The sequence below is a fragment of the Geodermatophilus sp. Leaf369 genome (assembly GCF_001424455.1).
GTDB lineage: Bacteria > Actinomycetota > Actinomycetes > Mycobacteriales > Geodermatophilaceae > Klenkia.
This window is the reverse complement of the sequence record NZ_LMQA01000003.1, coordinates 183,883-210,061: the sequence shown is the minus strand read 5'-3', so window position 1 is coordinate 210,061 and position 26,179 is coordinate 183,883. Positions and strand designations below refer to the sequence as shown.

Here is a 26,179-nt window from a genome sequence, read left to right as displayed (position 1 = left end):
GTCCCCTCCCGAAAGGCCCCACCCGTGTTCTCTCGCCTCCGCCGCGTGCCCTTCGCGGCCCAGGTCGGCATCGCCCTCGTCCTCGGCGTGCTCCTCGGCCTGCTGGCCCGCTCGATCGGCACCGTGCCCGGCTCGTTCGTCGACGGCGAGCTGGTCCCCGGCACCGACCAGAACTGGCTGACCTCGACGCTGGACACCATCGGCTCGACGTTCGTCGGGCTGCTGCGGGTCATCGTGATCCCGCTGATCGTCACCGCGATCATCGTCAGCATCGCCAACCTCAAGCAGGTCGGGAACGCCGCCCGGCTGGCCGGGCAGACGCTGCTGTGGTTCGCGATCACCGCGCTGATCGCCGTGGGCATCGGCATCGCGCTGGGCCTGCTGACCCAGCCCGGCCGCAACAGCTCGGTCGCAGAGTCCGCCGCCGCCGAGCCCTCGAGCACCGGCTCGTGGTGGGACTTCCTCACCGGCCTGGTGCCCTCGAACATCCTGGGCCTGGAGGGCTCCGCCGACGGCTCGCTGTCGTTCAACGTGCTGCAGCTGATCGTCGTCTCGGTCGCCGTCGGCATCGCCGCGCTCAAGGTCGGTCAGGCCGCCGAGCCGTTCCTGTCCTTCACCCGCTCGGCCCTGGCGATCGTGCAGAAGGTCCTCTGGTGGGTCATCCTGCTGTCCCCGCTGGGCACCCTGGGCCTGATCGGCAACGCCGTGGCCAGCTACGGCTGGGAGTCCCTCGGCTCGCTGGGCGTCTTCGTCGGTGCCGTCTACGCCGGGCTCGCCATCGTGCTGCTGGTCGTCTACCCGGTGCTGCTCAAGCTGCACGGGCTCTCCCCGAAGCGGTTCTACGCCGGCGCCTGGCCGGCCATCCAGCTGGGCTTCGTCTCCCGCTCCTCGATCGGGACGCTGCCGGTGACCGAGCGGGTCACCGAGGCCAACCTGGGCGTCCCGCGCAGCTACGCCTCCTTCGCCGTCCCGCTGGGTGCGACGACGAAGATGGACGGTTGTGCGGCGATCTACCCGGCGCTGGCCGCGATCTTCGTGGCCCAGTTCTTCGGCGTGGACCTCGGGATCACCGACTACCTGCTCATCGCCCTGGTGTCGGTCGTCGGTTCCGCCGCCACCGCCGGGGTCACCGGCGCGGTCGTCATGCTGACGCTCACGCTGTCCACCCTGGGCCTGCCGCTGGCCGGGGTCGGCCTGCTGCTGGCCGTCGACCCGATCCTCGACATGGGCCGGACGGCGACCAACGTCGCCGGCCAGGCGCTGGTGCCCACGATCGTCGCCAAGCGCGAGGGCATCCTCGACCGGGCGGTCTTCGACTCGACCTCGACGGTCGACCCGATCCGCTCGCTGGGCGAGACCGACGCGGAGAAGCAGCCCGCCACGGTCTGAGTCACCGGTACGGAGCACGGGCGTCGGCGCGGTAGCGTCGGCGCCCGTGCGTCTGGTCATCGCGAAGTGCTCCGTGGACTACGTCGGTCGGCTCACCGCCCACCTGCCGCTGGCCACCCGTCTGCTCCTGGTGAAGGCCGACGGGTCGGTGTCGGTGCACGCCGACGACCGGGCCTACAAGCCGCTGAACTGGATGAGCCCCCCGTGCTCCCTGAGGGACGAGCTGGTCGACGGTGCGGGCACCTGGACGGTGACCAACAAGGCCGGTGAGCAGCTCATCGTCACCATCGAGTCGGTGGTGCACGACGTCAAGCACGAGCTGGGGCCCGACCCCGGCCTGCAGAAGGACGGCGTGGAGGCCGAGCTGCAGCGGCTGCTCGCCCTGCACGTGGAGACCTTCGGGGCCGGCTGGTCGCTGGTGCGCCGGGAGTACCCCACCGCGATCGGGCCGGTCGACCTGCTGTGCCGGGACGCCGGGGGCGCCGTGGTCGCGGTGGAGATCAAGCGGCGCGGGGAGATCGACGGCGTGGAGCAGCTGACCCGCTACCTGGAGCTGCTCAACCGCGACCCGCTGCTGGCCCCGGTCAAGGGCGTGTTCGCCGCCCAGGAGATCAAGCCCCAGGCCCGGGTGCTGGCCGCCGACCGGGGGATCGACTGCCTCACTGTCGACTACGCCGTCCTGAAGGGCACCGACGACCCGTCCGCCCGGCTGTTCTGACGGGTCGGGTGACCGTCACCGCCATGGTGGTTACCGGCCAGTAACCAGGTCTGGCAGACTCCGGCGGCACGGGCTGCGACGACGAGGTCGCGCCGTGACGAGGGAGTGGCACCGTGGCCAGAGAACTCAGCGAGGTCGGCGTCGTCGGACTGGGCACCATGGGTGCCGGGATCGTCGAGGTGCTGGCCCGGGCCGGGCTCCAGGTCACCGCTGTGGAGATCGACGCCTCTGCCCTCGAGCGCGGTCGGGCCCACGTGCAGCAGTCCACCGACAAGGCCGTGGAGCGGGGCAAGCTCGACATCGCCGACCAGGCCGCGATGCTGGACCGGGTCCGGTTCACCACCGCGCTGACCGACCTGGCCGACGCCGAGCTCGTCGTCGAGGCCGTGCCCGAGCGGATGGAGCTGAAGACCGCGCTCTTCGCCGAGCTCGACGGCATCTGCCCGCCGGACACCATCCTGGCCACGAACACCTCGAGCCTGTCGGTGACCGAGCTGTCGGTGGCCACCGGCCGGCCGAGCAAGGTCGTCGGGATGCACTTCTTCAACCCGGCCCCGGTCATGAAGCTGGTGGAGCTCGTCCGGACGGTGGTCACCGAGCCCTCGGTGGTCGAGGACGTCGAGGCGCTCGCCGCCCGGCTCGGCAAGACCGACGTGACCATCGGGGACAAGGCCGGCTTCATCGCCAACGCCCTGCTGTTCGGCTACCTCAACCACGCCGTCTCGATGCTGGAGAGCCGCTACGCCAGCCGCGAGGACGTCGACGCGGCCATGCGGCTGGGCTGCGGCCTGCCGATGGGTCCGCTGGCGCTGATGGACCTGATCGGGATCGACACCGCCTACGAGATCCTGGACACGATGTACCGGCAGTCCCGGGACCGGCTGCACGCCCCGGCACCGATGATCAAGCAGATGATGACCGCCGGTCTGCTGGGCCGGAAGTCCGGTCGCGGCTTCTACACCTACGCCGGCCGGGACTCCGCCGACGTGGTGCCCGACGCGGCCACCCCGACCGAGGGCGGTGCGGCCGAGGGAGCCCGCCCGGTGCGCCGGGTCGGCGTCGTCGGCTCCGGGACGATGGCCACCGGGATGATCGAGGTCTTCGCCAAGGGCGGCTTCGACACCCTGTTCGTCGCCCGCGCGCCGGAGAAGGTCGAGGCGGTGCAGAAGGCGCTGGCGAAGAGCCTGGACAAGCAGGTCGTGCGCGGCCGGCTCGACGAGGCCACCCGCGACGAGGTGCTCGGCCGGGTCACCGGCAGCACCGCGCTGGACGACCTGGCCGACGTCGACCTGGTGGTCGAGGCCGTGGTCGAGTCGCTGGCGGTCAAGCAGACGCTGTTCGCGGCGCTGGGCGAGATCTGCCGGCCCGGCGCGGTGCTCGCCACGACGACCTCCAGCCTGCCGGTCATCGAGTGCGCGAAGGCCAGCGAGCGCCCCGGCGACGTCGTCGGGCTGCACTTCTTCAACCCCGCCCCGGTGATGAAGCTGGTCGAGGTGGTCTCCACCATCGCCACCGACCCCGACGTCGCGGCCACCGCGCACGCCGTCTGCGCCCAGCTGGGCAAGCACGCGGTGTCCTGCACCGACCGGGCCGGGTTCATCGTCAACGCCCTGCTGTTCCCCTACCTCAACGACGCGGTCAAGATGCTGCAGGCGCACTACGCCAGCGCCGACGACATCGACGCGGCGATGAAGGTCGGCTGCGGGTACCCGATGGGGCCCTTCGAGCTGCTGGACGTCGTGGGGCTGGACGTGTCGCTGGCCATCGAGCGGGAGCTGTACACCGAGTTCCGTGAGCCGGGGTTCGCCCCGGCCCCGCTGCTGGAGCACCTGGTGACCGCGGGCTACCTGGGCCGCAAGACCGGCCGGGGCTTCCGCGACCACACCTCCCGCTGACCACACCTCGCGCTGACCACACGGCCCGCTGAGGCACGCGCCGGTACCGTCGTCCCCGACATGGGCAGGGGACGGCGGCGGCCGAACGCGACCGGCCGACCACCGCTCACCCGGCCCGAGCCGGTCGAGAGCGCGGGCGACGGCGACTGGGTGGTGCGCCCGGTCAGCGGGGCGGCCAGCACCCGCACCTACCGGTGCCCGGGGTGCGACCAGGAGATCCGGCCGGGGACGCCGCACGTGGTCACCTGGCCGGTCTACGCCCGGGACTCCGACCTCGACCCCTGGGACACCGAGTCCTCGGTGGACTGGCGCCGGCACTGGCACACCGTCTGCTGGCGTTCGCGGGACCGCCGGCACTAGACCTGGCGGGCGAAGACCACCACGTTGTCGGTGTAGCTGCGGCGGGAGCGGTCGAACTCCCCGCCGCAGGTGATGAGCCGCAGCTGGGCGTCGACGGTCGGCCCGTAGACCTCGGCGGTCGCGAACTCGGTCTTGGGGTACTCCGCGACCCGGGTGACCTCGAAGGTCACGGTGCTGCCGTCCGCACGTCCGACGAGCACCTGGGCGCCGACCTCGATCTCCTCGAGTCGGTAGAAGACCGCGGGTCCGCTGCGGGAGTCCACGTGGCCGGCGAGCACGGCCGGGCCGACCTGGCCCGGGGCCGGACCGGCGTCGAACCAGCCGGCCTGCTGGTAGTCCGCCGGGGGCACCAGGGCGCCGGCGTCGTCCACGCCGATGTCCACCAGGCTGCTGGCGAGTCCCACCGAGGGCACCGACACCGACACCGGCGTGGGCGCCGCACCGGTGGTCCCGGCGGCGGCCCGGATCTCCGGTGCGGGTGGCGAACCGGCCACGGTGGGGGAGGCCCCCGGCGCGGTGAGGGCGACGACCCCGGCGGTGACGGCGAGGACCGCCAGCGCCAGCCGCAGGGCGTTCAGCCCCGGGCGGCGACGGCGGTGCCGGTGGACGGCGTGCGTGGGCACGGCGCGGTCGCGCTGTCGGAGGGAGGGGTCAGGCCGCGTGCCGGGCGGCACCGGCGTGCCGGTGCGGCAGCCGACGGCCGGCGGTGGCCAGCAGCCCGACCAGGGCCACCGCGGCGACGGCCCCGAAGCCCACCGGGAGCAGGCTGCCGGCAGCGCCACCGCCGCCGGCCTCGACGCCGCCGGTCGGGACGACGCCCGGGGAGGCGGCGTCCAGCACGGTCTGCACCTCGACACCGGAACCGGTGTCCAGCAGCAGGACCGTGTAGGTGGAGCCGTCGGCGAGCTCGACGGGGAGGTCGGTCGCGGCGCTGGAGCCACCGCTCACCTGCAGGGTGGTCTGGCCGCCGGGGACCGTGACGTAGGAGCTCTGGTCGGGGAAGGCCAGCCCGGCCGCGACGTCGGCGCCGTCGGCCAGCGTGACGGTCGCCGGGCTGAGGGTCTGGGCGGCGTTGATGACCCGCGCCCGGGCGTCGCCGGCGGCGGGGAGCGTCAGGTCGTCGGAGATGACGGCCAGGCCGAGGTCGGCGAAGGTGCCGACGCCCGCGACGGTCCAGGCGGTGCCGGAGTCGACGGTGACGGTCGTGGACAGCACCGGGGCCGACGTCGCCGCGGCCCCGGCGGCCCGCATCGACACGGTGTAGGTGCCGGCCGGGACCGACTGGTAGCCCGAGACCGCGCCGTAGGAGACCCCGGCCAGCACGATGCCGGTGTCCGGCGTGCTCACCGAGTCGACGTAGACGTCGACGGAGGGGGTGTCGGGGGACAGGTGCGCCAGGCGGAGCATCCCGCCGTCGGCCGCGCTCGCCGCCGAGGTGCCACCGACCAGGGCGAGGAGCCCGGTGAGCAGCAGGACGGAGAGACCTCGGGTCAGCCGGGACGGCACAGTGCTCTCCTCGTGGTGCGGGGCGACGGGGGCGGACCGTGACCGGTCCGTCACCATGATGCCGGGCCCCGGGCGGGTGCGCTCACCCGGTGGCGCCGCTGACCACCCGGTCGGGGTCGGGCAGGTGGTCGTAGCCGATCAGCAGCCCACCGGGGACGGCTTCGACCCGGTCGGGGGCGTACGGCGCGAGCTGCGCGTCGAGCCACGCGCGGACCACGTCGGCCAGTGCGGGGTCGTCGGCGAGCCGCACGCCGCCGACGCTGTCCACCACGGCCTCGCGGATCGTGGGCGCCACCTCGCCGGGCACCGCGGGCAGGGCCGACAACCCGACGCCGTACCGGGCCGCGATCCCGGCGAGCAGGGTCAGCAGCCGGGGGTCGACGTCCCCGGAGAGCAGGACGCCGGTGGCCTGCCCGGCGTCGGCGGTGGTGGGGTTGGTCAGCAGGGCGGCCGAGAGCTGCCGTCGGGACTCGGCCTGCTCGGCGGTCGGCGGGACCGTCCGGGGGTCCACGACGACGAGTGTGGTGGCCGGATCCGAGCCGAACCGCGCGAGCACCTCGGCGTCGGTCGCGCCGCGGGTCACCACCAGCCCGCCGGGACCCACCGGGACGCCGTCCCGGGCCAGGTCGCGGGCCAGCAGGCCGGTGGCGGCCACCGGGGTGCCCGCCGGCACCTGCTCGGCCAGCCAGTCCACGAGGTCGGCCCGGTCGGCCGCGCCGAAGTCGTCGACCGGGGCGCGGGGGAGGGCCACCGCGGCCAGGACGAGTGCCGCGGCCAGGCCGACCACACCGAGTGCGGCAGCGGCCGGTCGCACCCGGGCCAGGCCGGGTCGCGCGGCCGACCACTGGACCAGAGCGCCGAGGAGCAGGGCACCGACGGGCAGGCAGACGACGAGGGCGGAGAACCGGCCGGGGGGCGCGACGGCGGCCAGCGTCGTGACGGCGAGGGCGGCTGCCGGGGGACGCCAGCGGGGGAGCACCCAGGCCGCCAGCGCCCCGGCGGCGAGCAGGGCGGCGGTGAGCAGGACCGACCGGGTCTCCCCGGCGGCCCACGGCGCGCTCACGTCGGGCTGGGGGTCCCAGCGGGGCAGCAGGAGCACCAGGCCCACGAAGACGGGGGCGAGCAGGCCGGCGATCACGAGCCGGGCGGTGCCCGACCAGCCGCGGGCGACCCGGTCCGCGGCCAGTGCGCCCGCCAGTCCGGCCACCACCAGCAGGGCGACGTCCGGCGCGAGCAGCACGGCGGGGACGACGGCGGGTGCGGCGGCCACCCGGGTCAGGACGTGCCGGGTCCGGGCGAGCAGCGCGGCCAGCAGCAGCCAGGGCACGGCCAGCGCGGCCGGGGTGCTGACCGCGTGCAGCACGACCAGCCCGGGCACCGCACCGAACGACAGCACGGCGACCGTGGCGGCGCCGTTGCCCAGTCCGGTCCGGCGGGCGACCCGCCACAGCAGCAGCGCCGAGACCACCAGGGTGGTCCACAGCAGCTCGCGGCCGGCAGCGGCGAGCCCGTCGTAGCGGTCGAACGCCCGGGTGACGGTGGCCCACGCGGCGGTGTGCAGGGTCCCCAGGCCCTCGGGGGTCAGGGGCGCGGGGGCCGGGCCCCCCTGCAGCCAGGACCAGGCCGGCGCGGTGAGCGCGCCGTCGTCGGCCAGCGGGGTGCTGCGGAGGTCACGGGCACCCACCAGGGCCGTGACCAGCACGGCAGACAGCGGGGCCAGCGCGTGCCACCGGGGCTCGGACACGGTCCCCCTCCACGGCGGGACCCGTCAGCACCAGCGAGACGGGTCGGTCTCCGTGTTGATCTTGCCACGCTGGGTGAGCAGAGGCCAGCCCGGGAACGCCGACCGCCCGCCTGCCGGAGGGGCGGACGGGCGGTGGTGGACCGTGCTGGTCGCCCCGTGCGGGGCCCTCGGGCAGGTCAGCGACGGGTCCCCTGCTGCACCGGCTGGCTGCCGGTGGCCGGGACGTCCCGGACGGCGGGCTGCACGGCGGTCGAGGGGCCGCCGTCGTCGTCCGTGGTGGTGGCCGGCGTGGCCGGCGGGGTCGCCGAGGCAGCCGTGGAGCCGGTCGACGCCGGCGCCGCCGGGGCGGACGGACGGCCGGCGCCGGCCTGCGCTGCGCCGGCGGGGGCCGGCTGGCCCTGCTGGGGCGTCGGGGCGGGCTGCTGCCGGGGCGACTCCGGGGCCTGCGGGTCGGGGCGGTCGCCCAGGTCCGGGAGCTTCCCGAGCAGGGTCCGCACCTCGTGCAACCGGGAGGTCAGCTCCTCCCGCACCCGGCGGATGGAGGCCGCCTGCGCCTCGGCGTCGGCGACGAGACCGGCCGCGTGCTCCTGGGCGGCGGCCACCCGCTGCTCGGCGGCCTGCTGCGAGCCGCGGTCCCGCTCCTCCTCCAGGCGCGCGGCCTCGGTGCGGCGCGACCGCTGGGCGATCTCGAAGTCCTCCTCGATCTTGGTCCGCCGGGCCTGGGACTCGGCGTCGAGGCGGGCGACCCGCTCCTGGGCTGCGGTCAGCTGCTCCTCGGCGGCGGTCCGGGCCTCGGTGGTGGCCTGCTCGGCCTGCTGGCGGGCCTCGCCGACCAGCCGCTGGACCTCGGCCTCGGCGGCGGCGTGCCGTTGGCGGGCGGTCTGGTCGTCGGCGGCGATGCGCTCGCGGACCCCTTCTGCCTCCTCCTGGGCGGACCGGCGGATCTCCGCGGCCTCCTCCTCGGCCAGCCGCAGCATGTGCGAGATGCGCTCGCCCATGTTCTCGAAGGTGGGCGCCCCGGCACTCGCGGCCTTGCGTCGCAGGCCCTCCATCTCCTGGTGCAGCGCCGAGAGCTGGGCGGCCAGGTCCGACGAGCGGGTCGCGGCGGCGTCCCGGTCGGCCATCGTGACGCGCAGGTCGGCGTCCAGGCGTTCGATGGCCTCGGCCACCTGGTCGCGGTCGTAGCCCTTGCGGACCACCTCGAAGGAGTAGGTGGCCTCGCGGAGCGGCAGCAGGTCGGGGCGGGGGTCGCTCATGACCTGATCCTCGCAGAAGACGAGCCCGATGGAACGGCCCCGTCGCCGGGTCCCGCCGCGTGCGGAGCACGTGGTGGGGGGCGACGGGGTCCTTCCTTCAGAGTCCGCGGAAGCGGTTGATCGCGTCCAGGTGCTGGGCCCGCTTGGCCTCGTCGCGCACGCCGAGCCCCTCCTCGGGGGCCAGGGTGAGCACGCCGACCTTGCCCTGGTGGGCGTTGCGGTGGACGTCGAGGGCGGCCTGGCCGACGTCGTCCATGCCGTAGACCTTGGACAGCGTGGGGTGGATCAGGCCCTTGTCGATGAGCCGGTTGGCCTCCCACGCCTCGCGGTAGTTCGCGAAGTGCGAGCCGATGATCCGCTTGAGGTTCATCCAGAGGTACCGGTTGTCGTACTCGTGCATGTAGCCGCTGGTCGAGGCGCAGGTGACGATCGTGCCGCCCTTCTTGGCCACGTAGACGCTGGCGCCGAAGGTCTCCCGGCCCGGGTGCTCGAAGACGATGTCGGGGTCGTCGCCGCCGGTGAGCTCCCGGATCTTCTTGCCCAGCCGCTGCCACTCCTTCTGGTCCTGGGTGGCCTCGTCCTTCCAGAAGGCGTAGCCCTCGGCCGAGCGGTCGATGACCAGGTCCGCGCCCATCCTCCGGACGATCTCGGCCTTCTCCGGGCTGGAGACCACGCAGACCGGGATGGCGCCGCCGTTGAGGGCCATCTGGGTGGCGTAGGAGCCCAGTCCGCCCGAGGCGCCCCAGATCAGGACGGTGTCGCCCTGCTTCATGTTCGCGCCGTTGTGGCTCACCAGCTGGCGGTAGGCGGTGGAGTTGACCAGCCCCGGGGCGGCCGCCTCCTCCCAGGTGAGGTGGTCGGGCTTGGGCATGAGCTGGTTGCTCTTGACCAGCGCGAGCTCGGCCAGACCGCCGAAGTTCGTCTCGAAGCCCCAGATCCGCTGCTGCGGGTCCATCATCGTGTCGTCGTGGCCGGCCGGGTCCTCCAGCTCCACGGACAGACAGTGCGCGACCACCTCGTCGCCGGCCTTCCACCGGTTCACCCCGGGGCCCACCTGCAGCACGACGCCGGCCAGGTCCGAGCCCACCACGTGGTAGGGCAGGTCGTGCTTCTTCGTGAGCTCGGAGAGCTTGCCGTAGCGGGCCAGGAACCCGAACGTGCTCACCGGCTCGAAGATCGACGTCCACACGGTGTTGTAGTTCACCGAGCTGGCCATCACGGCGACGATCGCCTCGCCGGGCCCGAGCTCGGGGGTGGCCACCTCCTCCACGTGGAGGGACTTCCGTGGGTCCTTCTCCTTGGTGGGCAGGCCCTCGAACATGTCCTGCTCGTCCTTGCGCACCAGCACCGCTCGGTAGGAGTCCGGCACGGCCAGCCCCCCGATGTCGCTGAGGTGGTCGGACAGGATCGCGTCCCTGATCTCGTTCACGTGTGTCTCCCGGGTCGTCGTTGGCTCGGAGGAGCGGGTGGTGCGCTGTCGGATGTTACTGGCGAGTAGTGATCAGTGGTGTGCGGCCGGCTCGACGAGCTCGACGAGCACGCCCCCGGCGTCCTTGGGGTGCACGAAGTTGACCCGGCTGTCCGAGGTGCCCCGTCGGGCCTGGTCGTAGAGAAGGCGCAGGCCACGCTCACGCAGCACGGCACTGACCGCGTCCAGGTCGGCGACCCGGAAGGCCAGCTGCTGCAGACCCGGCCCGGACCGCCCGATGAACTTCGCGATCGTGGACTCCGGCGTCAGGGGGGCCAGGAGCTGGATGCGGGTCTGGCCGTCGCCGACGGCGAGCATCGCCTCGCGGACGCCCTGCTCCTCGTTGGTCTCCTCGTGCACCGACCGGATGCCGAAGGCCCGGTCGTAGAAGGCGATCGCCTCGTCCAGGTCGGGGACGGCGATCCCCACGTGGTCGATCGTGGTGAACAGCTCGGTGGGCAGGCCGGTGGGGCTGGCGGCTTCGTCGACGCTCATGGGCGCATGCTGCCGCGCACCGGCGTCGCGGGCAGCCCCGGGAGGCGGTGACCCTGGACACAGCGGTGCCCGCCGCCCCGGGGGGACGACGGGCACCGGTGGGGGCTCTTACTCGGCCAGGAACTGGACGAGCGCGGTGTTGAACTCCTGCGGGTGGCTGGCGTTGATGCCGTGCGGGCCGCCCTCGATGACGACCAGCTCGGCGCCTTCGATCAGCTCCGCGGAGCGCTTGCCGGAGACCTCGAAGGGGACGACCCCGTCGCTGTCGCCGTGGATGACCAGGGTCGGCACGGTCATCTTCGCGACGTCGCCGCGGAAGTCGGTGCGGCCGAAGGCGGTGATGCAGTCCAGCGTGCCCTTGGGGGAGGCCACGTTGGCGATCTGCCGGGCGAAGGCCTTCTGCGCCGAGCTCACCAGGTCGCCCTTGTCGCCGGCGGCGAAGAAGTTCTCGGTGAAGTCCTCGAGGAAGGCGAACCGGTCACCGGTGACGCCGGCCTGGAAGGACTCGATGGTGGCGTCGTCCAGCCCGCCGTCGGGGTTGTCGTCGCTCTTGTAGAGGTACGGCGGGACGGCGGCGGCGAGCACGGCCGAGTGGATGCGGTCGGTGCCGTAGCGGGAGACGTAGCGGACCACCTCACCGCCACCCATCGAGAAGCCGACCAGGGTGACGTCGGTCAGGTCGAGGTGGGTGAGCAGCGCGTCGAGGTCGGCGGCAAAGGTGTCGTAGTCGTAGCCCTCGAACGGCTTGGACGACTCGCCGAAGCCGCGGCGGTCGTAGGTGACCACGCGGTGGCCGGCCTCGACCAGCGCGGGGACCTGGGCCTCCCACGACTTTCCCGACAGCGGCCAGCCGTGGATCAGCACGACCGGACGGCCGGAGCCGTGGTCCTCGTAGTAGAGGTCGATCGGTGCGCTGTTCTCGGTGCCGACGGTCAGCGTGGCCATGGTGTTCCTCCTGGGTCTCGGGACGAAGTCGGTTGTGCACTACCCGTCTGCCGGGCACGTACACCCGGCACCCGCGCCGCGGCCCGCCCTATCCTCGGAGACCGGACGAGGCTGCCAACGAGGGTGGCCTGACCGAGTGGAGGCCCGCATGACCCGACCCGCAGCCAAGAACCGTTCCGTCATCGTCGGAGGCGCCCGCACCCCGATGGGTCGACTGCTCGGCTCGCTCAAGGACTTCTCGGCAGCCGACCTGGGCGGCGTCGCCATCAAGGGCGCCCTGGAGAAGGCCGGCATCACCGGCGACCAGGTCGACTACGTGATCATGGGCCAGGTCATCGGGGCTGGCGCCGGCCAGAACCCGGCCCGTCCGGCCGCGGTCGCCGGCGGCATCCCGATGTCGGTGCCCTCCTTCACCCTGAACAAGGTCTGCCTGTCCGGGCTGGACGCGATCGCGCTGGCCGACCAGCTGATCCGCGCCGGTGAGTTCGACGTCGTCGTCGCCGGGGGCATGGAGTCGATGACCCAGGCCCCGCACCTGCTGGCGAACTCCCGCTCGGGCACGAAGTTCGGCGACACCGCGCTGGTGGACTCGATGAGCCACGACGGGCTCTCGGACACCTTCGACCAGGTCGCCATGGGCGTGCTCACCGAGCAGCACAACGCGCAGTACGCCCTCACCCGCGAGGAGCAGGACGCCTTCGGTGCGGCCAGCCACCAGCGTGCGGCGGCCGCGCACAAGAACGGCCTGTTCGACGACGAGATCGTCACCGTCTCCATCCCGCAGCGGAAGGGCGACCCGATCGAGTTCCGCGAGGACGAGGGCATCCGCGCCGACACCACGACGGAGTCCCTGGGTCGGCTCAAGCCGGCGTTCGCGAAGGACGGCACGATCACCGCCGGCACGGCCTCGCAGATCTCCGACGGTGCTGCCGCGGTCGTGGTGATGAGCGCGGCCAAGGCCGCCGAGCTCGGGCTCACCGTGCTGGCCGAGATCGGCGCGCACGGCGTCGTCGCCGGCCCGGACGCCTCGCTGCAGCAGCAGCCCTCCCGGGCGATCGCCGCGGCCTGCGCCCGCGAGGGCATCGACCCGACCGACCTGGACCTCGTCGAGATCAACGAGGCCTTCGCCGCGGTCGGCATCGTCTCCACCTGGGAGCTGGGCCTCGACCCGGAGCGCGTCAACGTCAACGGCGGGGCCATCGCGCTGGGCCACCCGGTGGGCATGAGCGGCGCCCGGATCGCCCTGCACCTCGCGCTGGAGCTCAAGCGCCGCGGCGGCGGCGTCGGTGCTGCCGCGCTGTGCGGCGGCGGCGGCCAGGGCGACGCCCTGGTCCTGCACGTGCCCGCCGCCTGAGCGTGGGACGCCGCTCCCCGGACGTCGGTGCGCTCGTCACCGGCGCCCGGGACGGCGACCCCCGGTCGGTGGCCCGGCTGATCTCGCTGGTCGAGCAGGAGAGCCCCCTGCTGCGCGAGGTCGCCGCCGCGCTGGCCCCGCACACCGGCAACGCCCAGGTGCTGGGGGTCACCGGCCCGCCCGGCGTGGGCAAGTCCACGTCGACGACGGCGCTGGTGACCGGTCTGCGGGCGGCCGGCAAGCGGGTCGGGGTGCTGGCCGTCGACCCGTCCTCGCCGTTCTCCGGTGGTGCCCTGCTCGGGGACCGGGTCCGGATGGGCGTCCACGCCGAGGACCCCGGGGTGTACGTCCGGTCGATGGCCTCCCGCGGCCACCTGGGCGGGCTGTCCTGGGCCACCCCGCAAGCGCTGCGGGTGCTCGACGCGGCGGGCTGCGACGTCGTCGTCGTGGAGACCGTGGGGGTGGGTCAGTCCGAGCTGGAGGTGGCCTCGCTGGCCGACACCACGCTGGTGCTGGTCGCGCCTGGGATGGGCGACGGGGTGCAGGCGGCCAAGGCCGGCATCCTGGAGGTCGCCGACGTGCTGGTGGTCAACAAGGCCGACCGGGACGGCGCCGACCGCACCGCCCGCGAGCTGCGCTCGATGCTGACGATGGCGCCCGCGTCGGGCTGGACGCCGCCGGTGCTGCGGACCGTGGCGGCCCGGGACGAGGGGATCGACGAGGTGCTGGCCGCGGTCGAGGACCACCGCGACTGGCTGGCCTCCTCGGGCGAGGGGGTGCGCCGGCGTCGGGTGCGGGCCGCCCGGGAGGTCGAGGCGATCGCCGTCGGCGAGCTGCGCCGTCGGATGGGCGACGTGGGCGGTGCGGCCGCCATCGACGCCCTCGCCGACCGGGTGGTGGCCGGCGAGCTGGACCCGTACGCGGCCGCCGACGAGCTCGTCGGGCGGCTCTGACGCGCAGCGGGGCAGACTGGCGTCCATGACCTCGAAGCCGGACGCCGTCGTCGTCGGAGCCGGCCCCAACGGACTGGCCGCGGCCCTGCGCCTGTCGGCCGCGGGCCTGCGGGTGCAGGTCGTCGAGCGGGGCGACCGGCCCGGCGGCGGGATGCGCACCGAGGAGGTCACCCTCCCCGGGTTCCAGCACGACATCTGCTCCGCGGTGCACCCGATGGGCGTGGCCTCGCCGTTCTTCCGCGAGTTCGACTGGGAGTCCCGCGGCGTGCGGATGCTGCACCCCGAGGTGGCCTACGCCCACCCCCTGGACGGGGGCCGCGCCGCGCTGGCGTACCGCTCGCTGGAGCAGACCGCCGCCGGGCTGGGCGCCGACGGCGACGCCTACCGGATGCTGTTCGGCGAGCTGGTCGAGCACGGCACCGACGTCATCGACTTCTTCCTGTCCTCGGCGTTCCGCCGGCTCCCCACCCGGAGCATCCCGGCGATCACCCGCTTCGCGCTCAACGCGTTGCCCAACGTCAGCTGGCTGGCCCGCAAGGCCTTCGACGGCGACCAGGCGCAGGCCCTGCTCGGCGGGGCGGCCGCCCACGGGATGCTCGACCTCACCCGGCCGCTCACCGCCGGCCTGGGGATGGTGCTGTCGATGCTGGCCCACCACCGCGGCTGGCCGCTGCCCGAGGGCGGCACCCAGAAGATGGCCGACGCCATGGTCACCGCCCTGGAGCAGCAGGGCGGCTCGGTCGAGCTCGGCCACGAGGTCACCGACCTGCGCGAGTTCGACGGCGTCCCCGCGGTGCTGCTGGACACCTCGCCCGGCGCCTTCGTGGCGATGGCCGGCGACCGGATGCACCCCGGCTACGCCCGTTGGGTGACCCGCTACAAGCACGGGCCCGGTGTCTTCAAGATCGACTGGGCACTGTCGGACCCGGTGCCGTGGACGCACCCCGACGTCCGCCGGGCCGGCACGCTGCACGTGGCCGGCACCCTCGCCGAGACGATCGCCGGCGAGGCTGCGCCCGCGGCCGGTCGGATCACCGACAAGCCCTACGTGCTGGCCGTGCAGCCCACCGTGGTCGACCCGACCCGGGCGCCGGAGGGCAAGCACGTGTTCTGGGCCTACGTGCACGTGCCGCACGGCTCGACGGTGGACATGACCGAGCAGATCGAGGCCCAGGTCGAGCGGTTCGCCCCGGGGTTCCGGGACACGATCCTGGCCCGGGCGACGATGACGGCGCCGCAGATGGAGCAGTGGAACCCCAACGACGTCGGCGGGGACATCTCCAACGGCGAGGCCTCGCTGCGCCAGATGCTCGCCCGCCCGGTGCCCCGCTGGAACACCTACCGGACGCCGATCGACAACGTCTTCCTCGCCTCGGCGGCCACCCCGCCCGGCCCGGCCGTGCACGGGATGTGCGGCGACAACGCCGCCCGGGTCGCCCTCAAGCGCGTCTTCGGCGTCCGCGACGTCCCCTGCCTGAAGCCCGCCGCAGGCCCCTCGATGTGACATCCAGCGGTGTCTGCGCGCCCGGACACCGCAACGAGTCACATCGTGCGGCGCAGCTCGCGGTCGATCCTGGCCACCAGCGCCCTCGGGTCGCGGAGGTCGGCGGCGGTGACGAAGACGACCCGCCACCCGGCTGCCGTGAGCCGGTTCAACCGGGCCCGGTCCCGGCGGAACTGGGTCGGGTCGCCGTGCCACAGCCCGTCGTACTCCACGGCGACCCGTTGCTCGGGCCACGCGAAGTCGACCCGGGCGACCTCCCGCCTGCCGTGCACCACGCGGAACTGGGCCACCGGCCGGGGGAGCCGGGATCGGTGCAGCAGCAGGCGTAGCAGGGTCTCCTGCGGGGACCCGGCCAGACCGTCGGCCAACCGGACCACGACCTCGGCCTGGCGGGCCCCCCGCGCCGCGTCGGCCGCGGCTGCCGCCAGCAGCTCGGACGCCGTCACGGGGACGCCGGCCAGGAAGCGGTCCACCAGCACTACGGCCTCGTCCCGAGGAGCGGCGACGGCCAGGTCGAGACCAGTGCGCAGGAGAGACGTCACCGGGACCCGGTGCCGCACGACCACGTCGGTCGGCGGCAGGCTCCTGCGTCGGACCTGTATGCCCTGGACCCGTCCGGAGGTGCAGCCGGGTGGCAGCGTCAGCTCGACGTCGTCGTCCGGGCCGGCCAGGTCGACGCCCCACAGGACGGCGGCGCTCCGCCCGGTCGCGACGGCACCGGGCAGCAGCAGCCGCGCGGCTGCCTCCGTGCGCAGCCGGTGTGTCCGGACGACGTCGGGCCCGGCGTGGACGTCGCGGAAGAGCCTGTGGAAGGCCCGGGACCGCAGCTGTGCCCGGGTCAGGTCACCGCGGGCGACGGCCTCCGACCCGCGGAAGACGGTGGCGCGCAGTCGGGGTGGACAGGCCGGGGTGGGGGGCACCGACGCATCGTCGAGTACCGGGGCCGCCGCCCGCTCCCGCCGTCCACAGCCCCGGCCCCTGCACCCGCGGGCCCCGGATGTGACAACGAGCGGTGACGAGAGGGCCCGACACCGCTCGATGTCACATCGGGCGGGGACCGGAGGGCAGGGGCCCGGGAGACGCGGGGCTAGGCGACGCGGCGGGCCGTGGTGTAGCCGGCCATGTCCACGCTGCTGACGGTCACGCCGGTGCTCGAGTTGAGCGCGTTCACGATCTGGCCGTTGCCGACGTAGACCCCGACGTGGCTGACCGGGGAGTAGTAGAAGACGAGGTCACCGGGGATCAGGTCGGCCCGGGACACGAAGTGGCCGACCTGCGCCTGGGCGCTGCTGGTGCGCGGCAGCGCCACACCGTGCGCGGCGAACGCAGCGGTGGTCAGGCCGGAGCAGTCGAAGGACGCGGGACCGTTGCCGCCGTAGGCGTAGCCCTTGCCCACCTCGGCCAGCGCGGTCTCGGCGGCGGCCTGGGCCACGGGGGAGGGGGTGGCGGCGACGGCGGCCGTCGCGGCCGCCGGTGCGGCGGTCTGGGCCGAGGCGACGCCGGGCAGCACGCCGACGGACAGGGCGGCCGCGGCGGCGCCGGTGACGACGACGCGGCTCAGGCGCCCGAGCAGCGGCCGGGGGGAGCAGGACTGGGTGGGGTGGGTGGTCGCCATCAGGCGGCACTCCCTTCCTCGCATCGACCGCCGGTCCTCACGGGCACGCCACGGACGGGCGGTGCGGGGGAGAGGAGCAGGGGCAGGGGCGCTCGGCGGCAGCCCCACGGGCCCTCCGGCTCGACCGGCGGTGCCGTCCCGGTGCGACCCGGTGCGGGTGGCGGTTGCCGGTGACGGCGAGCCACACCGTAGACAGACGAGGGGGGAGGACCGCAAACCCGCCGGGAGCCCTCCCGGTCGTGCTCCCGTGCAGGTCAGAGGCGCGCAACCGGGGGCTGGGGCGGTTCCGGGGTGACCGGTGTCACCAGGGTGGGCGGCCCTCGGCGTGGCCGACCCGGCGGTGGGATGATCGGGGGATGCAGCCGAACCGCCCTGCCCGCCCCGGTCCGTCCTCCGACCCGCGCGCCGCGGCGCAGCAGGCGCAGATGGCCGCCTCGCTGGCCGGTGCCGTCGACCTGGCCGCGGTGAAGGCCCGCTCGGACGCTGCCGCCCGCGCCGCGGCCGCCCCGCCGCCGAGCGCGACCGCCCCGGCCGGTGCCCCCGGCGGTGCCGTGGTCGACGTCGACGAGGCCACCTTCCAGACCGAGGTGATCGACCGCTCGTTCCAGGTCCCGGTCGTGCTGGACCTGTGGGCCGAGTGGTGCGGGCCCTGCAAGCAGCTCTCCCCGGTGCTGGAGAAGCTCGCCGTCGAGGGTGGCGGCGCGTGGGTGCTGGCCAAGGTCGACGTGGACGCCAACCCCAATCTGGCCCAGGGCCTCAAGGTGCAGGGCATCCCCGCGGTCAAGGCGGTCTGGCAGGGCCAGCTGGTCGCCGAGTTCACCGGCGCCATCCCCGAGGACCAGGCCCGCCAGTTCTTCACCGAGCTGGTCGGCGCCACCACCGGTGGCGGGCTGCCCGAGGGTGCCGAGGGCACTGAGCCCGAGGAGCCCGAGGACCCCCGCCTGGACGCCGCCGAGGCGGCGCTGGACCGTGGCGACCTGGCTGCTGCCGAGGCCGCCTACCAGCAGGTCCTCGACGCCGAGCCCGCGCACCCGGTCGCCTCGCTGGCGATCAAGCAGGTGCAGCTGTTCCGGCGGGCCGAGGAGGCCGGCCCGAACGCGCTGGCCGAGGCCGACGCCGCCCCCGACGACGTGGCCGCGCAGACCCGGGCCGCGGACTTCCTGCTGGGAACCGGGGACGTCGACGGGGCCTTCGCCCGGCTGCTGGACGTCGTCCGTCGCACCGCCGGTGAGGACCGGGACGCAGCCCGGGTGCACCTGGTCGAGCTGTTCAGCGTGGTCGGCGACGAGGACCCCCGGGTGGGGGCCGCTCGCCGCCAGTTGTCTGCCGCGCTCTTCTGAGCGGGCGGGGCCTCACAGCCCGCAGCTGGTGAGGCCCTGCAGGTAGCCGGTGCGGAAGACGTCGACGAGCTGGAACCCGCTGAGCCCGACGTCGGGGAACACCGTCCGGTCGGTGCCGTAGGTCAGCAGGAACTGCACGGCCTCGTCGAAGTCCCCGGGGGAGATGGTGATGCTGGGGACCTCGGCGTTCAGCACCGCACCGGAGAACGCGCCGGCTTGGCAGGCCGCCGACCGGATCGCGTCCTGGTCGTCGGTGGACAGCCCACGCTGCTCCCGGGCCGCCAGGCCGTAGGGGATGGCGACCGCGGTCAGCACGGCGTAGTCCCCGATGTCGCTGTAGGCCGGGTCGGCCAGGTCGACGGTGTCGTAGCCGACGGTGTCGTCGGCGGCGCAGTAGTAGACGTTCGCGTCGGGGGAGACGCCCTCGCACTCCGGGGCGGTGCCCTCGAACGCCTCGATGGTGGGCGCGCTGAAGTCGGCGCCGAGGTCCTCGGGGAAGGAGTCCTCGTAGTACTCCGGGAGCGCGGACTCGATCAGGCTGGTGACCTCCTCGGGCGAGGCGTTGCCGCCGGACTGGGCCTCCTCGTCGGTCTGGAACTCGCCCTGGGTGAACCGGCGGTCGTCCTCGAAGCCGTCGCGGCAGGAGGCGACCCCGCCGTCGAAGCCCTGCTGGATGGCCGACACCCGGTCGAAGTAGGAGCCGTGGGCGCCGTCCTCCTCGACGCCGGTGCCCACCGGGTCGCGGACGACGATGTACCCGCGGAGCAGGTCGTCGAGGTCGGGTGCCCGGATGGTCTCGTGCGCGGCGTTGCCCTCGGAGACCCAGCGGGTCCAGGCGCCGGCGAAGCAGTCGGCCTGGGTCTCGGTGTTGATCGAGGTGTCGTCGGCCGGGTAGCCCTCGCGGCCCTGGATGGCGTGGCCGAACTCGTGCGCCATGACCAGCGCGGGCAGGAACCGCCCGTAGGTGTCGTAGAGCTCCTGCATGAAGACCCGGTCGTAGGCGATCGCGTCGCCCCCGGGGGCCTCCGGCGGGCAGTAGAAGGCGTTCTGCTCCACGTCGGCCGGACCCGCGTCGCAGGGGAGCTCGGCGCCGTTCGGGTACTGCGAGGGGTCGAAGTCACCCGGGTCGACCGAGAAGTACCCGCCGGTGAGCTGGGGGAAGTCCTCGCCGTAGACCTCGGGGTAGACCTGCCCCCAGAAGGTGTTCAGGTCGGCGAAGGCGTTGCGGGCGGTGACGTCGGCCGGGCCGTCGCCGGCGCCGTAGATCTCGAACTCGGCCTGGGACACGTCCACGACCGCGGGCTCGGCGGAGGAGGCCTGACCGGGGACGATCGACGCGGCGCAGCCCGACAGGACGAGCGCCAGGGTCAGACCGCCGACAGCGGCGCCCACCGGGCGGGACGACGTGGACATGGTTCCCCGTTCTCGTCGGACCGGCAGGGGGCCGGGCGGCCCGCCCATCATGGCCGAGTCGCCCCCGGCCCGCATCGAGGCGCGGTGCCGGGACACCCGGGTGGGGGAACCCGGGACGTGCCACGGCCCGCCGTCCGGACGGGAGGGCGGGCCGTGGGCGCAGGTGCTCAGTCCTCGTGCAGGAACCAGACGGTGCCCAGCGGCGGCGCGGAGAGCGTCGCCGAGAAGGGCTGGCCGTGCCACGGCTCGGCGACGGCGTCCACACCGCCCAGGTTGCCGACCCCGGAACCGCCGTAGGCCTCGGCGTCGGTGTTCAGCACCTCACGCCAGCGCCCGCCCCGCGGCAGCCCGATGCGGTAGCCCTCGTGCGGCTGCCCGGCGAAGTTCGCCACGCACGCCAGTGCCTGCCCACCCTTGCCGTAGCGCAGGAAGCTCAGCACGTTGCCCGCCGCGTCGTTGGCGTCGATCCACTGGAAGCCGGCCGGGTCGACGTCCTGGCTCCAGAGCGCCTCGTTCTGGGTGTACCGGCCGTTCAGGTCCGACACCAACGACAGCACCCCCCGGTGCGCCGGGTCGTCGAGGTGCCACCAGTCCAGCGACCGGGACTCGGCCCACTCGCCGTCCTGGGCGAACTCCTGGCCCATGAAGAGCAGCTGCTTGCCCGGGTGGGCCCACATGTAGGCGAGGTAGGCGCGCAGGTTGGCCAGCTGCTGCCAGCGGTCCCCGGGCATCTTCCGCAGCAGGGAGCCCTTGCCGTACACGACCTCGTCGTGGCTGATCGGCAGCACGTAGTTCTCGCTGTAGGCGTAGACCAGGGAGAAGGTCAGCTGGTTGTGGTGGTAGACGCGGTGCACGGGCTGCTTCTCGACGTAGCCGAGCGAGTCGTGCATCCAGCCCATGTTCCACTTGAAGCCGAAGCCCAGGCCGCCCAGGTAGGTGGGCCGGGTGACGCCCGGCCACGCGGTCGACTCCTCGGCGATGGTCATGACCCCGGGGACCTCGCGGTAGACCGTCGCGTTCATCTCCTGCAGGAACGCCACGGCCTCGAGGTTCTCCCGGCCGCCGTGCACGTTCGGCGTCCACTGGCCCTCCTCGCGGGAGTAGTCCAGGTAGAGCATCGAGGCCACGGCGTCCACGCGCAGGCCGTCGACGTGGAACTCCTTGAGCCAGTAGAGGGCGTTGGCGACCAGGAAGTTGCGGACCTCGGACCGGCCGAAGTCGAAGACGTAGGTGCCCCAGTCCAGCTGCTCGCCGCGCTGGGGGTCGCCGTGCTCGTAGAGCGAGGTGCCGTCGAAGCGGCCCAGCGCCCACTCGTCCTTGGGGAAGTGCGCGGGCACCCAGTCGATGAGCACGCCGAGGCCGGCCTGGTGGGCCTTGTCGACCAGGTAGCGGAAGTCGTCGGGGACGCCGAAGCGGGCCGAGGGCGCGAAGTAGGAGGTGACCTGGTAGCCCCAGGAACCGCCGAAGGGGTGCTCGGCGACCGGCATGAACTCCAGGTGGGTGAAGCCGGCGTGCACCGCGTACTCGACGAGCTCGTCGGCGAGCTGGCGGTAGGACAGGCCCTGCTTCCACGACGCGACGTGCACCTCGTAGGCGCTGATCGGCCGCTCGTGCCAGTTGCCCTCGGCGCGGTCGGCGAGCCAGGCGTCGTCGGACCACTCGTACCGGGACTCGGTGACCACCGAGGCGTTCAGCGGCGGGACCTCGGTGGCGAAGGCCATCGGGTCGCTCTTCTCCCGCCAGACCCCGTCGGACCCCAGGACGTGGAAGCGGTAGCGCTGGCCGACCTCGACGCCGGGGACGAACAGCTCCCACACGCCGGAGGAGCCCAGCGAGCGCATCGGGAGCGCGCGGGCCTGCCACCAGTCGAAGTCGCCGGTCACCTTGACGCCGCGGGCGTTCGGGGCCCAGACGGCGAAGGAGGCACCGGTGACGGTGCCGCGGGCGGTGTCGTAGGAGCGCAGGTGCGCGCCCAGCACCTCCCAGAGCCGCTCGTGCCGGCCCTCGCGGATCAGGTGCTGGTCGACCTCGCCCAGGGTCGGCAGCCAGCGGTAGGGGTCGTCGGCGGTGACGGTGGTCGTGCCGCCGTCCCCGTCGCCGTAGACGACCTCCACGCGGTAGTCGCCCGGCTGGCGGGGGAGCGACGCCTCGTAGACGCCGCCGCCGTGCAGCTGGACGGCCTCGTACCGGCTGCCGTCCTCGTCGAGGACGGCGACGGACACCGCGTCCGGGCGCAGCGTGCGCACCGCCCAGCCGGTGCCGGCCTGGTGGGCGCCGAGCAGGCCGTGCGGGTCGTGCGACCAGCCCTCGACCACGGCCCGCAGGGCCTCGCCGTCGACCGAGGTGCCGGTGCCGGGCTGCGGGTCGCTGACCGGGGCCAGCTCGACCGGCGGGGCCTGCTCGGGGGTGTCGTAGACCGTCGCACCGCTGGCGGGAGCCGCCGGCGTGCCGATGACGGCGGCGTGCCGACCCGGCTCGTCCTCACCGACCGGCACCGGCGGGGTGCTGACCGGGGGCGGGGGGGTGCGGGTGCGTCCCGCGGACGCCAGCGAGGTGGGCTCGGCAGCCGGGGCGTCGTCCACGTCCGGGCTGGTGGAGGCCGGGCTGATCTCGGTGGTCTCGGCCGGGGAGTCACCGCCCGTGCCGGCCTGCCGGCCGTCCTCGCGGGGCTCGGGGTGCGAGACCTCGGCCGGGTCGCCGTCCGGGGCCTCGGGCTGGGGGGCCGAGGGTGCCGAGGGGTTGCCGGGCTCGGCGATCGGGGCCGGCGCGATGACCGGGACGGCGGTGATGCCCTGGCCCGGGTTGCTCGGCCGGTCGCGCTCGGCCTGCTCGAGCTCCTCCTGGAAGGCCTTGGTCTTCTCCTCGACCGCGCGCTGCAGGTCCTGGGGGTCGAGCGGGTCCTGCGGGTCGTCCTGGGTGGTCATCGTCGCTCCGTCCGTCGTGTGCAGGGTGGGGGGCCGTCCCCGGTGCGCCGAGACCTCATCCGTCGGTCGCCAGCCGGGCCAGCGAGCTGAGCGGGATCATGAGCCAGTGCGGCCGGTTGCGCGCCTCGTAGACGCACTCGTAGACCGCCTTGTCCGCCTCGAAGGCCCGCAGCAGCGCCGACGCGGCCGGGTCGGTGCCGCTGGCTGCGGCGTACCCGGCGCAGAAGGCGCTCCGGTTGCGCTCTGCCCACTCCTGCGCGCGGTACGCGCGCTGCGGGTCGTCGGACTGCTCCACGAGCATGTGCTTGGCCGCGTAGTCGAAGGAGCGGAGCATCCCGGCGACGTCGCGCAGCGGGGAGTCCGGCTCCCGGCGGCTGGCCAGCGAACGGGCCGGCTCGCCCTCGAAGTCCAGCACGATCCAGCCGGTGGTCGTGCGCAGCACCTGCCCCAGGTGCAGGTCGCCGTGCACCCGCTGGACGGTCACCGGCTCGGTGGCCGCGGCGACGTCGGCGTAGAGGGCGCGCAGCCCCTCGGCGTGCTCGGCGAGCTCGGGGACGATCGCGGTGGCAGCGTCCAGCCGGGCGGTCAGCTGGGCCGCCAGCTCGGCGTACCAGCCCGGGGCGGCGGGCGCGGACGGGAGCACCGCGGCCAGGTCGCGGTGCACGCTGGCGGTGGCCTCGCCCAGCCGCTCGGCCTCCCCGGCGAAGTCCCCGCCCACCTCGTCGGCGTGCAGGTCGGCCTCGGCGTAGAGGTCACGCACGCTGGAGGTGGCCAGCCGCCAGCCGTCGCTGGCGTTGGGCACGAAGAACTGCAGGAACGCCACCGTCGCAGGCTCCGTGCCGGCGACCGGGTCGTCGATCTCCACGTGGCCCAGCAGCGGGGCGATGTGCGGGTTCTCGGTGCGGCGCAGCGCCTCGTGCACCTCGACGTCGGGGTTCAGCCCCGGCTCGAGCCGACGGAAGAGCTTCATGATCGCCGTCTCGCCGAACACCAGGGAGGTGTTGGACTGCTCGGTGGAGATCACGTCACCGGGCAGGCCCTCGGGGATGTAGGCGACCCCGGCCGGGTGGAAGTGCATCGGCCCCACGGTGGAGGCGGCCACCAGGTGGGTCAGCCACGGGACGGTGGCCTCCCGGTCACGCATCGCGTCGTAGGCGTAGCTCTCCCCGCCGGCGCCGCCGATCGAGCCCACGAAGGCGTGCTCGAGGTCCTCGGCCGGGGTGTCCCGCCACGACAGCGGCACGAGGTAGAGCTCCTCGGCGCCGTCGGCGTAGGCCACCCGGACCCGGTGCACCGAGAGCGCGGGGGTGCTCTCGTCGAGGAAGAAGCCGTCCTCGGTGACGCCGGCCCACTCGCGGCCCTTGCCGCTGAACCAGCGCTGGTGCGGCATCCACTCGGTCAGCAGGTCGGTCAGTGCGCTCATCGGGTCCCCTCCAGGCCGAGGCCGCCGCTGCCACCGGGGGCGTCGTCGACCGAGCCGACGATGCCGGCGTCGAGCAGGTTCTGGGCCACGCTGGAGCTGGTGGCGGTCTCCCAGGCCTCGTCGTCCTCCGCGGTGGCCGCGGCGGTGGGCTTGGACAGCTCGAACCAGTAGAAGCCGTGCCCGGCCAGGGTGAGCATGTAGGGCAGCACCCCGATCTCGGGGAACTCCACCCGCCCGGTCAGCTCGACCGGCACGTACCCCTCGAAGCGGCGCAGGTCGAGCTCCACCGGCTGCGGGAAGCGGGACAGGTTGTTCACGCAGAGCACGACGTCGTCGCCGAACTCGCGGACGAAGGACAGCACCGTCGGGTTGCGCGAGCCGATCTCGGTGAAGCTCCCGACGCCGAAGGTCGGGTGCTCCTTGCGCACCGAGATCAGCGTGCGGGTCCAGTGCAGCAGCGAGTTGGAGTTGCGCAGCTGGCCCTCGACGTTGGTGACCTGGTAGCCGTACACCGGGTCGGCGATCAGCGGCAGGTGCATCCGCTGGGGGTCGGCGGTGGAGAACCCGCCGTTGCGGTCGGGGCTCCACTGCATCGGGGTGCGGACGCCGTCGCGGTCACCGAGCCAGATGTTGTCGCCCATGCCGATCTCGTCGCCGTAGTACATGACCGGCGAGCCGGGCAGCGACAGCAGCAGGGCGGTGAACAGCTCGAGGGTGTCCAGGTCGTTGTCCAGCAGCGGGGCCAGCCGGCGGCGGATGCCGATGTTGGCCTTCATCCGGGGGTCCTGGGCGTACTCCCCCCACATGTAGTCGCGCTCCTCGTCGGTGACCATCTCCAGGGTCAGCTCGTCGTGGTTGCGCAGGAAGATGCCCCACTGGCAGTTGTCCGGGATGGCCGGCGTCTGGGCCATGATCTCCGAGATCGGGAAGCGCTGCTCCCGGCGCACGGCCATGAACAACCGCGGCATGACCGGGAAGTGGAAGGCCATCTGGCACTCGTCGCCGTCCTCGCCGAAGTACTCGACGACGTCGGCGGGCCACTGGTTGGCCTCGCAGAGCATGACCCGGTCGGGGTACTCGGCGTCGACCACCCGGCGGACGTGCTTGAGGAACTCGTGGGTCTTCGGGAGGTTCTCGCAGTTGGTGCCCTCCTCCTCGAAGAGGTAGGGCACGGCGTCCAGCCGGAAGCCGTCGATGCCCAGGTCCAGCCAGAACCGCAGGGCGTCGACGATCGCCTCCTGCACCTTCGGGTTCTCGAAGTTCAGGTCGGGCTGGTGGCTGAAGAACCGGTGCCAGAAGTACTGCTTGCGCACCGGGTCGAAGGTCCAGTTCGACACCTCGGTGTCGACGAAGATGATCCGGGCGTCGGCGTACTCGGTGTCGTCGTCGCTCCACACGTAGAAGTCCCCGTAGGGACCCTCCGGGTCGTTGCGGCTGGCCTGGAACCACGGGTGCTGGTCCGAGGTGTGGTTCATGACGAAGTCGATGATCACGCGCATGCCGCGGCCGTGAGCCTGGGCGACCAGCTCGGTGAAGTCGTCGATGTCGCCGAACTCGGGGAGCACCGCGGTGTAGTCGGCGACGTCGTAGCCGCCGTCGCGCAGCGGGGAGGCGAAGAACGGGGGCAGCCAGATGCAGTCGACGCCGAGCCACTGCAGGTAGTCCAGCTTGCCGATCATCCCGCGCAGGTCGCCGATGCCGTCGCCGTTGCTGTCGGCGAAGCCGCGGACGAGCACCTCGTAGAAGACGGCGCGCTTGTACCACTCCGGATCGGCGCCGGGGGCGGGGAGACCCGGTCGGGCGGCGTTGGGGACGGGCACGGTCATGGGGAGGTCGGTCCTCGACTCTGGGTGTCTGGGGTGGCTGTCGGGGGTCGC

The 26,179-nt window shown here is 73.6% G+C and carries 21 protein-coding genes; 8 read left to right on the top strand and 13 right to left on the bottom strand.

What is annotated here, in order from left to right:
- The first annotated feature begins 45 nt into the window (after positions 1-45).
- The 4 genes from ASG36_RS15345 (at position 46) to ASG36_RS15330 (ending at position 4,362) form a co-directional block, all read left to right on the top strand.
- Positions 46-1,389 (top strand): dicarboxylate/amino acid:cation symporter, encoded by a 1,344-nt coding sequence (locus tag ASG36_RS15345; protein ID WP_235495067.1) that lies wholly within the window; start codon positions 46-48, stop codon positions 1,387-1,389.
- A gap of 46 nt (positions 1,390-1,435) precedes the next feature.
- Positions 1,436-2,107, top strand: a complete 672-nt coding sequence (gene nucS / locus ASG36_RS15340; protein ID WP_055765697.1) for an endonuclease NucS — start codon at positions 1,436-1,438, stop codon at positions 2,105-2,107.
- Between the two features lie 113 nt (positions 2,108-2,220).
- Positions 2,221-4,002, top strand: coding sequence for a 3-hydroxyacyl-CoA dehydrogenase family protein (locus tag ASG36_RS15335; protein ID WP_055765694.1), 1,782 nt, complete (start codon positions 2,221-2,223; stop codon positions 4,000-4,002).
- A gap of 60 nt (positions 4,003-4,062) precedes the next feature.
- Positions 4,063-4,362 carry a hypothetical protein gene (locus tag ASG36_RS15330; RefSeq protein ID WP_055765692.1) on the top strand — a complete coding sequence of 100 codons (300 nt, stop codon included), beginning with the start codon at positions 4,063-4,065 and terminating at the stop codon, positions 4,360-4,362.
- On the opposite strand, the gene ASG36_RS15325 is transcribed toward ASG36_RS15330, so the two are convergent.
- The 7 genes from ASG36_RS15325 to ASG36_RS15295 all read right to left on the bottom strand — a co-directional run bounded on the left by ASG36_RS15325 (position 4,359) and on the right by ASG36_RS15295 (position 11,776).
- The gene (locus tag ASG36_RS15325; protein ID WP_082523206.1) at positions 4,359-4,985 is read right to left on the bottom strand and encodes a class F sortase; all 627 of its coding nucleotides are present in this window, start codon (positions 4,983-4,985) and stop codon (positions 4,359-4,361) included. The two genes, ASG36_RS15330 and ASG36_RS15325, sit on opposite strands and share 4 nt — an antisense overlap.
- 28 nt (positions 4,986-5,013) lie before the next feature.
- Positions 5,014-5,868 carry a DUF4397 domain-containing protein gene (locus ASG36_RS15320; RefSeq protein WP_235495065.1) on the bottom strand — a complete coding sequence of 285 codons (855 nt, stop codon included), beginning with the start codon at positions 5,866-5,868 and terminating at the stop codon, positions 5,014-5,016.
- A gap of 82 nt (positions 5,869-5,950) precedes the next feature.
- Positions 5,951-7,612 carry a hypothetical protein gene (locus ASG36_RS15315; RefSeq protein WP_055765689.1) on the bottom strand — a complete coding sequence of 554 codons (1,662 nt, stop codon included), beginning with the start codon at positions 7,610-7,612 and terminating at the stop codon, positions 5,951-5,953.
- A gap of 176 nt (positions 7,613-7,788) precedes the next feature.
- Positions 7,789-8,868 carry a hypothetical protein gene (locus tag ASG36_RS15310; protein WP_055765687.1) on the bottom strand — a complete coding sequence of 360 codons (1,080 nt, stop codon included), beginning with the start codon at positions 8,866-8,868 and terminating at the stop codon, positions 7,789-7,791.
- Positions 8,869-8,965: 97 nt separating this feature from the next.
- Positions 8,966-10,297 carry a crotonyl-CoA carboxylase/reductase gene (gene ccrA / locus ASG36_RS15305; protein WP_055765684.1) on the bottom strand — a complete coding sequence of 444 codons (1,332 nt, stop codon included), beginning with the start codon at positions 10,295-10,297 and terminating at the stop codon, positions 8,966-8,968.
- A gap of 72 nt (positions 10,298-10,369) precedes the next feature.
- Positions 10,370-10,831 (bottom strand): methylmalonyl-CoA epimerase, encoded by a 462-nt coding sequence (gene mce / locus ASG36_RS15300; protein WP_055765681.1) that lies wholly within the window; start codon positions 10,829-10,831, stop codon positions 10,370-10,372.
- Positions 10,832-10,939: 108 nt separating this feature from the next.
- Positions 10,940-11,776 carry an alpha/beta fold hydrolase gene (locus tag ASG36_RS15295; RefSeq protein WP_055765678.1) on the bottom strand — a complete coding sequence of 279 codons (837 nt, stop codon included), beginning with the start codon at positions 11,774-11,776 and terminating at the stop codon, positions 10,940-10,942.
- A gap of 148 nt (positions 11,777-11,924) precedes the next feature.
- Here ASG36_RS15295 and ASG36_RS15290 point away from each other — a divergent pair, with 148 nt between their 5' ends.
- Genes ASG36_RS15290 through ASG36_RS15280 form a run of 3 tightly spaced genes read left to right on the top strand, consistent with a single transcriptional unit; the run spans position 11,925 to position 15,587 of the window.
- On the top strand, positions 11,925-13,130 hold the full coding sequence (locus tag ASG36_RS15290; RefSeq protein WP_055766282.1) for an acetyl-CoA C-acetyltransferase: 1,206 nt from the start codon (positions 11,925-11,927) through the stop codon (positions 13,128-13,130).
- 2 nt (positions 13,131-13,132) lie between these two features.
- The gene (gene meaB, locus ASG36_RS15285; protein WP_055765675.1) at positions 13,133-14,083 is read left to right on the top strand and encodes a methylmalonyl Co-A mutase-associated GTPase MeaB; all 951 of its coding nucleotides are present in this window, start codon (positions 13,133-13,135) and stop codon (positions 14,081-14,083) included.
- Between the two features lie 25 nt (positions 14,084-14,108).
- On the top strand, positions 14,109-15,587 hold the full coding sequence (locus tag ASG36_RS15280; RefSeq protein ID WP_055765672.1) for an NAD(P)/FAD-dependent oxidoreductase: 1,479 nt from the start codon (positions 14,109-14,111) through the stop codon (positions 15,585-15,587).
- Between the two features lie 38 nt (positions 15,588-15,625).
- Here the strand turns inward: ASG36_RS15280 and ASG36_RS15275 are convergent, their stop codons facing one another.
- Together ASG36_RS15275 and ASG36_RS15270 are read right to left on the bottom strand one after the other, a co-directional pair.
- Entirely contained in the window at positions 15,626-16,507 is an 882-nt protein-coding gene (locus ASG36_RS15275) for an endonuclease domain-containing protein (protein WP_055765669.1), read from the bottom strand.
- A 167-nt stretch (positions 16,508-16,674) separates the two neighbouring features.
- Positions 16,675-17,202, bottom strand: a complete 528-nt coding sequence (locus ASG36_RS15270; protein ID WP_055765666.1) for a C40 family peptidase — start codon at positions 17,200-17,202, stop codon at positions 16,675-16,677.
- Positions 17,203-17,558: 356 nt separating this feature from the next.
- On the opposite strand from ASG36_RS15270, the gene ASG36_RS15265 reads away from it, so the two are divergent.
- Complete coding sequence (locus ASG36_RS15265) at positions 17,559-18,542, top strand: tetratricopeptide repeat protein (protein WP_082523182.1); 984 nt, start codon at positions 17,559-17,561, stop codon at positions 18,540-18,542.
- A 12-nt stretch (positions 18,543-18,554) separates the two neighbouring features.
- On the opposite strand, the gene ASG36_RS15260 is transcribed toward ASG36_RS15265, so the two are convergent.
- From ASG36_RS15260 to treS, 4 genes are all read right to left on the bottom strand, one after another.
- Positions 18,555-19,955, bottom strand: coding sequence for a neutral zinc metallopeptidase (locus ASG36_RS15260; RefSeq protein ID WP_055765663.1), 1,401 nt, complete (start codon positions 19,953-19,955; stop codon positions 18,555-18,557).
- A 167-nt stretch (positions 19,956-20,122) separates the two neighbouring features.
- A complete protein-coding gene (gene glgB / locus ASG36_RS15255; protein ID WP_082523181.1) occupies positions 20,123-22,879 on the bottom strand; it encodes a 1,4-alpha-glucan branching protein GlgB in 2,757 nt (918 codons plus the stop codon).
- 55 nt (positions 22,880-22,934) lie between these two features.
- A complete protein-coding gene (locus ASG36_RS15250) occupies positions 22,935-24,302 on the bottom strand; it encodes a hypothetical protein (RefSeq protein WP_055765660.1) in 1,368 nt (455 codons plus the stop codon).
- Positions 24,299-26,128 (bottom strand): maltose alpha-D-glucosyltransferase, encoded by a 1,830-nt coding sequence (gene treS, locus ASG36_RS15245; RefSeq protein WP_055765657.1) that lies wholly within the window; start codon positions 26,126-26,128, stop codon positions 24,299-24,301. Before treS ends, ASG36_RS15250 begins: the two co-directional genes overlap by 4 nt.
- Positions 26,129-26,179: the final 51 nt, after the last annotated feature.

What these genes read in the sequence shown, in the direction of transcription:
- ASG36_RS15280 (WP_055765672.1), top strand. Translation starts at nt 14,109, where the DNA reads ATGACCTCGAAGCCGGACGCCGTCGTCGTCGGAGCCGGCCCCAACGGA.
- treS (WP_055765657.1), bottom strand. Translation starts at nt 26,128, where the DNA reads ATGACCGTGCCCGTCCCCAACGCCGCCCGACCGGGTCTCCCCGCCCCC.
- ASG36_RS15290 (WP_055766282.1), top strand. Translation starts at nt 11,925, where the DNA reads ATGACCCGACCCGCAGCCAAGAACCGTTCCGTCATCGTCGGAGGCGCC.
- ASG36_RS15260 (WP_055765663.1), bottom strand. Translation starts at nt 19,955, where the DNA reads ATGTCCACGTCGTCCCGCCCGGTGGGCGCCGCTGTCGGCGGTCTGACC.
- ASG36_RS15330 (WP_055765692.1), top strand. Translation starts at nt 4,063, where the DNA reads ATGGGCAGGGGACGGCGGCGGCCGAACGCGACCGGCCGACCACCGCTC.
- glgB (WP_082523181.1), bottom strand. Translation starts at nt 22,879, where the DNA reads ATGACCACCCAGGACGACCCGCAGGACCCGCTCGACCCCCAGGACCTG.
- ASG36_RS15250 (WP_055765660.1), bottom strand. Translation starts at nt 24,302, where the DNA reads ATGAGCGCACTGACCGACCTGCTGACCGAGTGGATGCCGCACCAGCGC.
- ASG36_RS15295 (WP_055765678.1), bottom strand. Translation starts at nt 11,776, where the DNA reads ATGGCCACGCTGACCGTCGGCACCGAGAACAGCGCACCGATCGACCTC.
- ASG36_RS15270 (WP_055765666.1), bottom strand. Translation starts at nt 17,202, where the DNA reads ATGGCGACCACCCACCCCACCCAGTCCTGCTCCCCCCGGCCGCTGCTC.
- ASG36_RS15265 (WP_082523182.1), top strand. Translation starts at nt 17,559, where the DNA reads ATGCAGCCGAACCGCCCTGCCCGCCCCGGTCCGTCCTCCGACCCGCGC.
- mce (WP_055765681.1), bottom strand. Translation starts at nt 10,831, where the DNA reads ATGAGCGTCGACGAAGCCGCCAGCCCCACCGGCCTGCCCACCGAGCTG.
- ASG36_RS15310 (WP_055765687.1), bottom strand. Translation starts at nt 8,868, where the DNA reads ATGAGCGACCCCCGCCCCGACCTGCTGCCGCTCCGCGAGGCCACCTAC.